We start from the raw sequence: 11321 nt of genomic DNA on the forward strand, positions 1-11321 counted from the left end.
GGTCGGGCCTCCGAGTCGCTCCGCCTGTCAGCCCTTGGTCGCGATGTTGACCAGTCGCGGTGCTCGCACGATGACGTTCACGATCTCGCGCTCGCCCACCGCACGGGTCACCGCAGCCGACACACGGGCCAATGCCTCGAGCTCGTCGCCCGAGATCTTCGGCGAGACTTCGAGACGGTCGCGCACCTTGCCGTCGACCTGAACGATGGCCGTCACCGAATCTTCGACGAGCAGCGCGGGGTCGGCTTTGCGCCACGACACGAGCGCGACGGTCGGCTCGTAGCCGAGCCGCTGCCACATGTCTTCAGCGGTGTACGGAGCGAACAGGTCGAGGATCATCGCGGTGACCTCGGCGGACTCGCGCACGGCGGCGTCTCCGGCCCCTGCGCCGGAGTCGATCGCCTTGCGTGTGGCGTTCACCAACTCCATGAGTCGCGCGACGACGACGTTGAACTTGTACGCCTCGACGAGACCCGGTGCATCGGCCAGCAGTCGGTGCGTGACGCGACGCAAGGCCGGGTCGCCGGTCTTCCATTCGATGTCGGGGCTCGAGGTGACCTCGCCCGAGATGCGCCACGCCCGCGCGAGGAACTTCGCGGAACCGACCGGCGAGACATCCGCCCAGTCGACGTCGTCTTCGGGCGGGCCGGCGAACGCGAGCGTGACGCGCAGCGCGTCTGCGCCGTGCGCCTGCAGCTCGCTCGCGAACTCGACGAGGTTGCCCTTGGACTTCGACATCTTCGTGCCGTTCAGGATGACCATGCCCTGGTTCAGGAGCGAGGTGAACGGTTCGGTGAAGCTCAGGTACCCGAGGTCGAAGAGCACCTTCGTGATGAAGCGCGAATAGAGCAGGTGCAGGATGGCGTGCTCGACGCCGCCGACGTACTGGTCGACGGGCAGCCACTTCTCAGCCTCGGCCGGGTCGAAGGCGCGCTCGTCGTTGTTCGGGTCGAGGTAGCGCAGGTAGTACCAGGAACTGTCGACGAAGGTGTCCATCGTGTCGGAGTCGCGGCGCGCGGCACCGCCGCACTTCGGGCACGCGACATTGACCCAGTCCTCGGCCGCACCGAGCGGGCTCGCGCCCTTCGGCTTGAGGTCGAGCCCCGCTGAGTCCGGCAGGCGCACCGGCAGTTCCGACTCGGGCACCGGCACTTCGCCGCACGTCGGGCAATGGATGATCGGGATGGGCGTGCCCCAGTACCGCTGACGCGAGATCAGCCAGTCGCGAAGTCGGTAGTTCTTCGACGAACGCCCGAGACCGCGCTCCGTGAGGAGCTCGATGACCCGGCGAATCGCGTTGGACTTCGACAAGCCGTTGAGCGGACCCGAGTTCACGAGCCGGCCCTCGCCCGCGAGCGCGACACCTGTTGACGCCGGGTCGTCGGCCGGCAGGTCGTCAGGCAGGTAGGGGTCGCCGTTCTCGTCGAGCGGGATGACCGGGATCACGCCGGTCACGGGCGCGTTCGTATCGACGACCACTCGCACCGGCAGGCCGAAGGCGCGCGCGAAATCGAGGTCGCGCTGGTCGTGCGCCGGCACCGCCATGATCGCGCCATGACCGTAGTCGGCGAGCACGTAGTCGGCGGCCCAGATCGGCAGGCGCTCGCCGTTGACCGGGTTGATCGCGTAGCGCTCGAGGAAGACGCCCGTCTTCGGCCGGTCGGTCGAGAGGCGATCGATGTCGCTCTCGGCACGGACCGAGTCGAGGTAGTCCTGGAACCGGGTCTGCACTTCGGTGGATGCCCCGCCAGCGAGCTCGGCTGCGGTCTCCGAGTCGGGCGCGACGACCATGAAGGTCGCGCCGTACAGGGTGTCGGGCCGAGTCGTGAAGACGCTGACCCGTGCATCGCGACCCTCGATCTCGAACTCGACATCGGCACCCGAGGATCGGCCGATCCAGTTTCGCTGCATCGAGAGCACCTTCGAGGGCCACGCGCCCTCGAGCTGGTTCAGGTCATCGAGCAGCCGGTCGGCATAGTCGGTGACGCGGAAGTACCACTGCGTGAGCGCCTTCTTCGTCACGACGAACCCGCAGCGCTCGCAGTGCCCGTCGATGACTTGCTCGTTGGCGAGCACCGTCTGGTCGTTGGGGCACCAGTTGACCTGACCGTCTTTGCGGTAGGCGATGCCCTTCTCGTAGAGCTTCAGGAACAGCCACTGGTTCCACTTGTAGTACTCGGGGTCGCTCGTGTGCAGCTCCCGTGACCAGTCGAACGACGGCGCATATTGGCGGAAGGCACGCTTCTGCTGTTCGATGTTCGCGTAGGTCCAGGCGCTCGGATCGACGCCGCGCTTGATCGCGGCGTTCTCGGCAGGAAGGCCGAATGAGTCCCAGCCCACGGGGTGCAGCACGTCGAAGCCCTGGTGCCGCCAGTAGCGCGCGACGGCGTCGCCGTAGCCGAACGCCTCGGCGTGACCCATGTGCAGGTCACCCGACGGGTAGGAGAACATGTCGAGGATGTACTTGCGCGGCCTCGTGTCACCCGGGCGTCCGGCACGGAACGGCTCGGACTCGTCCCACACGGGAAGCCACTTCGCCTGGATGGCGGCGAAGTCGTACGCGCCCGCATCGGCGTGTGCTGGGTCCTGGTCGTGTGCCACGTGACTCTCAATCGTGTATCGCTCGGGGGCTTCCGGGCGCGCCGCACCGCGGCGCACTCGAAGATCAAGCCTACTCACTCTGCGACCGGCAGATCCGCGCCCAGTACAGCGAGCAGCGCCCTCGCCTTGATGCGCGTCTCCTCGATCTCCTCGGCCGCGACCGACAACGCCGTGATGCCCCCTCCCGTGCCGACGCTCGCACCCTTCGGCGTCAGCACGATCGAGCGGATCACCATCGCGAGGTCGGCGCCGCCGTCGACCCCGAGATACCCGAACACCCCCGAGTACACGCCACGCGGCCCCGCTTCGAGCTCGTGCAGGATCGTCATCGCGCTGTGCTTCGGCGCTCCCGTCATCGAGCCGGCCGGGAACGCCGACTCGACCACATCGAGCGCAGTGAGCGGATGTCGCAACTGCGCGGTGACCGTCGAGACGAGCTGGTGCACGTGGGCGTACTCCTCCACGTCGAGGAGCACCGGCACCTCGACGGTGCCGAGCTCGGCGACGCGTCCGAGGTCGTTGCGCATGAGGTCGACGATCATGAGGTTCTCGGCGCGTTCCTTCTCGCTCTCGACGAGGTCTCGACGCAGCGCCTCGTCGAGCACCGGGTCCGCGCTCCGCGGCCGGGTGCCCTTCATGGGCTTCGTCGAGACCGAGCCGCTCGATTCGACGCGCAGGAACTGCTCGGGCGAGGCGCTGAGCAGCGCGGTGTCGCCGAATCGCAGGTAACCGCCGTGGTGGCTCGGGCTCGTGCGGCGAAGCCGCAGGTAGGCCGCGAGTGGATCAGGGTGGACGTCGATGTCGATGCGATTGGTGAGACACAACTGATACGCGTCGCCGCGGGTGATCGCGGCTTGGCATGCCGCGATCAGGCGCGCGTAGTCGGCCGGGAGGTGGCGCCAGCGCGATGCGGGCCGTGCGGATGCCGGGGACGGCGGGGGTTCGGCTTCCGCGTTCGCCTCAGCGGGCAGCAGCGCGAATGCCTCGGCGACACGCTGCGCCCACTCCGACGCTGCGGCGGGGTCGCTTGTTTCGAGCCACTCGAGCCGCACCGAGCCGGCGGCATGGTCGAACACGATCGCACGATCAGCGAAGAGGAATGCAGCATCCGGCGTCTCTGCCCGATCGAACGGCAGGCCCGCTGTGCGGGTGCCGAACTCGTAACCGAACCATCCGATCCAGCCGAGTGGAGACGGCGAGGCGACCTCGGCACGGGCATCGACGACCTCACCGCCGAGCGCAGCGCCGAGTGCCGCATAGACCGTGGCGGGCGGGGCATCCCCCACGAGCAGCGTGCTGTCGCCATGCGCCCAGGCGATGATGCTCGAGCCGGCCTCCGCACCGGGGCCGCCGTCGAGCCACACGGCGGTGTGCGCCTCGGAGGCGAACGCACTGAAGACCTGCGCGGGGTCGCGCCAGCTCGCCAGCGCGAGGCTCCGGATGCGGCGGGGCATCCCCTCAGCCTAGGTCGACTGCCCGCCCGTCGCTGATCTCGATGCGACGATCGACCAGCGCGGGGTCGACGCCGGCGTGCGCGATGAGCACGACACTGCGTTCCGCTCCGGCCGCGCCGAGCATCTCGGTGAGCAGCGCGTCGGCCCGGTCGGGGTCGACGTTCGCGGTCGGCTCGTCGAGCACGAGCACCGGGAATCGGGCGAGCATCGCCCGCGCGAGGGCTATGCGCTGCGCCTGTCCTCCGGAGACGAGCGTGCCGCGTTCCCCCACCCGCGCGTCGAGGCCGCCGCGTTCGGCGACCCAATCGGCGAGACCGACCCGATCGAGCACGTCGATCAGCTCCTCGTCGCTCGCCGTCTCGCGTGCGAAGAGGAGGTTCTGCCTGATGTCCTCGTCGAAGAGCCACGGTCGCTGTTCGACGAGGCCGACGGTGCGCCGCACGTCGACGGGGTCGAGCGCTCGCGCCTCGACTCCGTCGAGCCGGTACGAACCGTGGTACTCGAGGAAGCGCACGAGGACGTGTGCGAGCGTCGTCTTGCCCGAGCCCGACTCGCCCTGCACGAGGAGCCGTTCCCCCGGCGCGAGCGTGAGATCGAGTCCGTCGAGGGCGGCGGGCCCTCCGGGCCACGACGCCCTGATCTCGCGGAGCTCGATCGCCGGCGGCCCCACGCGCGAACCTGCTCCCGCGTCGGACCGACCGGGCTCTCGTCGGCCGTCGTGCGGCTCCGATCGAGCCGCCCGCGGAGCTGTCGGGGCGACGGGAATCTCCGGCGGCACCAAATCGGGTACGACGTCGGCGACCCGCGCGGCACTCACGCGCGCGACCCGCCACGCGGCCAGCCCGATGGGGATGGCGCCTGCGACCTCGGCGATCGCGAGGGGCACGAGACAGAGCACCGCGAACTCGGGCCCGTCGATGCCGCCCGCTGCGAACACCGGCCAGGCCACGAGCAGACTCGCGAGCGTTGCGAAGCCGCCGATGGCCGTCACGACTGCCGCAGCCGCACCGGCAGACGCCGTTCGAGTGCGGGTGGCTCGTTCGAGGTCGGCGCCGATCGCCCGAATGCGGGACCGGTCGTCGCTCGCTGCGTCGAAGGCGACGAGCACGTCGAGCGCCTGCACGTGGTCGACGACCGCCGCCTGCAGCGCGCCGCGCAGAGGCGCGATCGAACGCTCGGCCCGGCCCGCTGCAGCGCGCTCGGCCAGGAGTGCGACGAGGAGTCCGATGACGAGAACCACGCCGACGGCTATGGCGGCCGCCGGTGCGAGCATCGCGAGCGCCGTGACCGCGGCGATGAGCACGAGTACCGCACTCACGACCGGCTGAACGGCCCGCAAGGTGACGTTCTGCAGTTCGTCGACGTCGCCGACGAACCGCGAGAGCAGCTCACCGCGACGGCTGGTGCGCAGCCCGTCGGGCGCGAGCGGGAGCATCCGCTCGAAGATGCCCACCCTGATGTTGGCCAGCTGCCGGAACGAGGCGTCGTGGCCCGTCAGGCGCTCGAGGTAGCGGAACGTGGCGCGGCCGAGCGCGAAGGCCCGGACCCCGACGATGCCGAGCTGGAGGTAGAGCACCGGCGGTTGTTCGGCCGCGCGCGCGATCAACCACGCCGAACAGGCGAGCAGCGCGATGGTCGAGCCGGCGGAGGCGACCCCGAGCAGCACCGGCAGCGCGAGCCGCTTCGGCGCAGGCACGGCGCGCCGCATGACCGAGCGTGTGCGATCAGACATGCGCCACCGCCGTGAGGGTCACGACGCGGTCGGCCGCGTCGAGGAGAGCTGGGCGGTGCGTGGCGACGACGACGGTGCGCCCCCGTGCCGCGATCTCCCGCAGGTGCCCAACGAGCTCGGCCTCCCGCCGCTCGTCGAGTGCCGAGCTCGGCTCGTCGAGCAGCAGCAGCGACGCGCCGCGGGCGAGCAGGCGGTGCACCGCCCGGGCCGTCGCGACCCGTTGCGACTGGCCTCCGGAGAGACCGGAACCGCCCGCGCCGAGTTCGAGCTCGGGAGCGACGTCGACGCCGCCGAGCCGGAGCGCCTCGCCGAGCAGTGCTTGGTCGGCGTGTTCGTCACCGAGCCGCACGTTCGCGGCGACGGTTCCGGCGAGCAGTGTCGGCGTCTGCCCAGCCCAAGCGAGCCTGCCGCGATCAGTCGGCCGCGCAGCGGCGTCGAATAGGGCGTCGTCCAGCGTGACATTCCCTGAAGCGGGGACGAACCCGAGCAACGCCCGGAGCACGCTCGACTTGCCGACGCCGCTCTCCCCGGCGAGGGCGAGGATCTCGCCGGGCCCCGCATCGAAGTCGAGCCCGCCGAAGATCTCACGGTCGTCGAGGCGCACGCCGAGTCCTCGCACGTGCAGGCCTGCGCCGCTGGCCGCGGGAGCGAACGACCCGTGCGCCGCCCGCTCCACGCGCTCCGGGGCATCCGTGGCCTCGAAGAGGTCGAACGCATCTCGCGATGCCTCGACGCCCGCGGCGGATGCGTGGAATGCCGCTCCGACGTTTCGCAGCGGCAAGAAGACCTCGGGGGCGAGTACGAGCGCGAGAAGCCCCGAAGCGAGCGTCATGTCACCGGCGACGAGCCGCAGGCCGATCGACACTGCGACGAGTGCCACCGAGAGGCTTGCTGCGAGCTCGAGGGTGAAGCCCGAGAGGAAAGTGACGCGCAACACCTTCATCGTGTGCACGCGGTAGTCGTCGGTCACCTGACGGATGCGCCGGGTCTGCCGCTCGGCCCGGCCGTAGAGCAGAAGAGTCGACAGACCGCCGACGACCTCGAGGAACCCGCGTGACAGCGACTGCAGGCTCGTCCACTGACGACGCTGCACGGCCTCGGTCGCCATGCCGATGAGCGCCATGAAGACCGGGATGAGCGGCAGCACGATCACGAGGATCAACCCCGACAGCCAGTCGGTGAGCCACACGGCCGCGATCAGGAGCGGCGTCGCGACCACGGTGAGCACGAGCTGCGGCAGGTACCGCCCGAAGTACTCGTCGAGCGCGTCGAGTCCCGGACCGAGCAACGTGGCGATGCGCGCGGTCGGGAATCCGGGAAGACCGCCGGGGCGACGTTCGATCGCGGCGAGCATTTCGGTGCGCAACTCGCCCTTCACTCGCATCGCGCCGGCAGACCCCGTCCACTCCCAGAGCCAGGCGGCGAGGGCGCGAGCCGCAACCGCAGCGGCGAGTACGGTCAGCGGCGCAGTGGCATCCGCCCACGCCATTCCGTCGATGATCCCGGCGACGAGGGTCGCGAGCGCCCAGGCGAACGCGATGATCGCAAGCGCCTGGACGAACGCGAGCACGCCGCCCGCGAGCAGGAACCGCTGCGCCGCCCGCGAACGTCGCACGAGCCTCGGGTCGAGAGGTTTCACGTCAGTGCGCCGCCGCCTCGATGTGCGTGCGCATCACACGCTTGCGGAAGATCCAGTAGGTCCAGCCCTGGTACGCGAGGATGAGCGGCAGGAAGATCACCGCGGTCCACGTCATGACCGTGAGCGTGTACGGCGTCGAGGAGGCGTAGGCGATCGTCAGGCTGTTCGCCGGATCGTTCGAGGCCGGCATGACGTCGGGGAAGAGCGAGGCGAACAGGGCGAACACGGCAGCCGCGATCGTGACGGCCATGAGCGTGAATGCCCACCCCTCGGCTCCGCGAACGTTCGCAACCCAGGAGCCGATGAGCGCGACCGCGGCGATGGCGGCGAGGATCCAGAACCAGGTGGACCCGAACGCGAAACCGGTCCACACGAGGAAGCACGCCGCGACGAGCACGGTGAGCGCACCGGCCCTCGTGGCGAGCCGCCGTGCCCGGTCGCGGATATCGCCGTCGGTCTTCAGTGCAACGAACACCACGCCGTGCGTGAAGAACAAGAGCAGTGTCGTCACTCCACCGAGCAGCGCGTACGGGTTCAGCAGGTCGAGGAAGCTGCCGATGTAGTTGTGGTCGGCATCGAGCGGCACGCCCTGCACGATGTTCGCGAACGCGACACCCCAGAGGAGCGCAGGCACCGCGCTGCCGACGATGATCATCCAGTCGAAGCGTCGCTTCCACGCCGCTTCGGGACGCTGGTGGCGGTACTCGAACGAGACACCGCGAGCGATGAGCGCGAGCAGGATCAGGAGGAGGGCGAGATAGAACCCGGAGAAAAGGGTCGCGTACCACTCGGGGAACGCCGCGAAGAGACAGGCGCCCGCGACGATCACCCAGGTCTCGTTGAGGTCCCACACGGGGCCGATCGTGTTGATCAGCACGCGACGGTCGGTCTCGTCCCTGCCGAGGAACGGCAGGGACATGCCGACGCCGAAGTCGAAGCCGTCGAGTACGAAGTAGCCGACGAAGAGGAAGGCGACGATCCAGAACCAGAGCACCGCGAGATCCATGTGCGCATTCCTCCTAATACACCGTGGTGGGTTGTTCGACGCGCCCGGTCTCGGGGTCGGGTTCCGCGAGTTCCGGCGGGCCCTTCTTGATCGCGCGGATGACGAGTTTGAACTCGACGACCGCCAGGGCGCCGTAGATCAGGGTGAAGGCGATGAGCGAGATGAGTACGTCGAGACCGGAGACGTTCGGAGACACCGCGGATTCGGTGAAGAGCTGGCTGAAGACGATCCAGGGCTGCCGGCCCATCTCGGTGAAGACCCAGCCGAAGATCATCGCGGCGAGCGAGAGCGGGAAGCTCCAGACCGCGGCCTTCCAAACCCATGCCTGCTTCGGCATACGCCCCTTGCGGGTGAGCCACAGGCCGACGAGGGCGACGAGGATGTGCAGGAACCCGAGGCCCATCATCCAACGGAACGACCAGTACGTCACCCAGAGGATCGGCGCGTAGTCGCCGGGCCCGAACAGCACTTGATACTGGGCCTGAAGGTCGTTGATGCCCTCGACGCATCCGTCGAAGCTGTGCGTCGAGAGGAGCGAGAGCAGGTACGGCACCCGAATCGAGAAGAGCTCACTCGATCCGTCGGGGGTGCCGAGCGTGAAGAGCGAGAACGAGGCATCCGCGCCGCAGACCGTGTTGAAGGCGGCTTCGGCCGCGGCCATCTTCATCGGCTGGGTCGCGACCATCGCGAGGCTCAGCTGGTCGCCGAACACGACCGTGAGTACGCCCGCAATCACCATCGTCCAGAGGCCGAACTTCAGCGCAGGCCGCATCGTGTCGAGATGCTGATTGCGCGCGAGGTGCCATGCGGCAGCCGAGATGATGAGACCGGCGCCGACCATGAAGCTCGCCGCGATCGTGTGCGGGAAGGCCGCGAGCGCCACGGGGTTCGTCAGGAGCGCCCAGATGTCGACGAGCTCGGCGCGCCCGCGCTCTTCGTTCAACTGGAAGCCGACCGGGTTCTGCATGAACGCATTCGCGGCGAGGATGAAGTACGCCGACAGGATCGTGCCGACCGCGACGATCCAGATGCTCGCGAGATGCAGGGCCCTCGGCAGGCGATTCCAACCGAAGATCCAGATGCCGATGAAGGTCGCTTCGAGGAAGAACGCGAGCAGTCCTTCGAGGGCGAGCGGTGCGCCGAAGACGTCGCCGACGAATCGCGAGTACTCCGACCAGTTCATGCCGAACTGGAACTCCTGCACGATGCCCGTCACGACGCCCATGGCGAAGTTGATGAGGAAGATCGTGCCGAAGAAGCGCGTGATGCGCAGGTATTCGAGCTTGCCGGTGCGGTACCACGCGGTCTGGAAGATGGCCGCCGAGGTCGCGAGACCGATCGTGATCGGAACGAACAGGAAGTGGTAGACAGTCGTGAGCCCGAACTGCCATCGGGCGAGGAGCAGCGGGTCGAGCAGCTCGTTCAAGGATGCCTCTTTCACACGCGATCGCAAGCGACCATCGTTTGTTCTACATCGCGTAGAACTCTCTTCTACAGAGCGTAGAACATTTCGCTCGCCGACGGTAGTCTGGAGGCATGGCGAGTCTCGGCGAATTGGAGCGCTCCGTGATGGAGGTGCTGTGGTCGCGCGACACCGCGCTCGCGGCCAACGATCTTCGCGACGCGCTCGCGCTCCGCGATGGCGAGCCCGGCCGCGCCGTCGCCACGACGACGGTGCTCACGGTGCTGTCGCGCCTCGAGCGCAAGGGCTTCGTGACCCGCGCACGCGACACCCGGCCGCACCGCTACCGAGCCCTCCTGACCCGCGAAGAGCACACCGCAGAGCTCATGCACGAGGTGCTCGATCGCTCGAGCGACCGCGACGCGGCCCTCGCTCGTTTCGTCGGCACCGTGAGCGCCGGCGAGGCCGCCACGCTGCGACGGCTCCTCGACGAGCTCTCCAAATCCTGACCATGCTCGCCGTCGCTGCACTGCTCGGCGGGTTCGCGCTCCTGCTCGCCTGGCCCATTCCAGTCGTGCTCTCCCGGGCAGCCTGGCCCTCCCGATCACCCGCGATCGCACTCGCCCTGTGGCAGGCCATCGCCCTCGGCGGCGGGCTTTCGATGATCGGCAGCCTGCTGATCTTCGGCGCCTCCCCGGCGGGTTCGCTGCTCGCCGCGGCAGGCGAACTCCTCCCGCACCTGTTCGCCGGGCCGATCCCACCATCATTCGGGGTGGCGCACATCGCCGCCCTCGCCCTCGCCGCGGGCCTCACCCTGCACCTCGCGCTCAACCTGGCGCTCACCGCCGTGCGCGCCGAACGCGAGCGCCGCCGCCAGCACCAGCTCATCGACATCCTCGGCGATCCGATGCCCGGCGAACCGCGCACTCGGGTGCTCGCCCATCCCCTCCCACTCGCATACTGCGTGCCCGGCATCCGCACAGCCACCGTGCTCACCGAGGGCCTGATCGACGCGCTCGACGAATCGGAGCTGCGCGCCGTCATCGCCCACGAGCGCGCGCATCTCGATCAGTTGCATCACCTCGTGCTGCTCGCGTTCCGCGCCTGGCACAGCGCACTCCCCTGGTTCCCGATCGCCAACCGCGCCGAGCGCTCGGTCGCGCTGCTCGCAGAGATGCTCGCCGACGATCAGGCACGGCGAGCAGCGGGCGACGACGCACTCCGCCGGGCGATGCTGCAGGTCGGCAGCGGCGGCGAACCCGGGACCTACGCCGAGTCCGGCGGCGTGATCCCCGACGCCGAGATGCTCGAGGCACGGCTGTCCCGCCTCGGCGAGACCGACCGGCAGCCGAGTGTCGCGCTCCGGGGACTGGTGGTCGTGATGGCAGCGGCGATCATCGCGATTCCGATCGTGTCGCTGCTCGCCACTCTCGGCCCGTTCTCGTAACACCGGCCGCGCACACACTGCGGAGCGTTCCGTCGACCCC

Annotated in this window: 8 protein-coding genes; 2 read left to right on the top strand and 6 right to left on the bottom strand. The window is 69.1% G+C overall.

Annotated features, from left to right (window positions below):
- Window positions 1-27: 27 nt before the first annotated feature.
- The 6 genes from leuS to AC1C2S_RS19380 all read right to left on the bottom strand — a co-directional run bounded on the left by leuS (window position 28) and on the right by AC1C2S_RS19380 (window position 9858).
- Complete coding sequence (gene leuS, locus AC1C2S_RS19355) at window positions 28-2601, bottom strand: leucine--tRNA ligase (RefSeq protein ID WP_495354222.1); 2574 nt, start codon at window positions 2599-2601, stop codon at window positions 28-30.
- Between the two features lie 74 nt (window positions 2602-2675).
- Window positions 2676-4055, bottom strand: coding sequence for an aminodeoxychorismate synthase component I (pabB, locus tag AC1C2S_RS19360; protein ID WP_495354223.1), 1380 nt, complete (start codon window positions 4053-4055; stop codon window positions 2676-2678).
- 4 nt (window positions 4056-4059) lie between these two features.
- Window positions 4060-5787: a thiol reductant ABC exporter subunit CydC gene (gene cydC, locus AC1C2S_RS19365; protein ID WP_495354224.1), complete on the bottom strand. Its 1728-nt coding sequence runs from the start codon at window positions 5785-5787 to the stop codon at window positions 4060-4062.
- The gene (gene cydD, locus AC1C2S_RS19370) at window positions 5780-7426 is read right to left on the bottom strand and encodes a thiol reductant ABC exporter subunit CydD (protein WP_495354225.1); all 1647 of its coding nucleotides are present in this window, start codon (window positions 7424-7426) and stop codon (window positions 5780-5782) included. The genes cydC and cydD overlap by 8 nt, the downstream gene beginning before the upstream one ends.
- Window position 7427: 1 nt before the next feature.
- Window positions 7428-8432 (bottom strand): cytochrome d ubiquinol oxidase subunit II, encoded by a 1005-nt coding sequence (gene cydB, locus AC1C2S_RS19375; RefSeq protein WP_495354226.1) that lies wholly within the window; start codon window positions 8430-8432, stop codon window positions 7428-7430.
- Between the two features lie 13 nt (window positions 8433-8445).
- A complete protein-coding gene (locus tag AC1C2S_RS19380; protein WP_495354427.1) occupies window positions 8446-9858 on the bottom strand; it encodes a cytochrome ubiquinol oxidase subunit I in 1413 nt (470 codons plus the stop codon).
- A gap of 110 nt (window positions 9859-9968) precedes the next feature.
- Between AC1C2S_RS19380 and AC1C2S_RS19385 the strand changes: the two genes are divergently transcribed.
- Together AC1C2S_RS19385 and AC1C2S_RS19390 are read left to right on the top strand one after the other, a co-directional pair.
- Window positions 9969-10343 carry a BlaI/MecI/CopY family transcriptional regulator gene (locus AC1C2S_RS19385; protein ID WP_495354227.1) on the top strand — a complete coding sequence of 125 codons (375 nt, stop codon included), beginning with the start codon at window positions 9969-9971 and terminating at the stop codon, window positions 10341-10343.
- A gap of 2 nt (window positions 10344-10345) precedes the next feature.
- The gene (locus AC1C2S_RS19390) at window positions 10346-11281 is read left to right on the top strand and encodes a M56 family metallopeptidase (RefSeq protein ID WP_495354228.1); all 936 of its coding nucleotides are present in this window, start codon (window positions 10346-10348) and stop codon (window positions 11279-11281) included.
- The last annotated feature ends 40 nt before the right edge of the window (window positions 11282-11321 follow it).

The sequence above is a fragment of the Agromyces sp. Y782 genome (genome assembly GCF_059445405.1).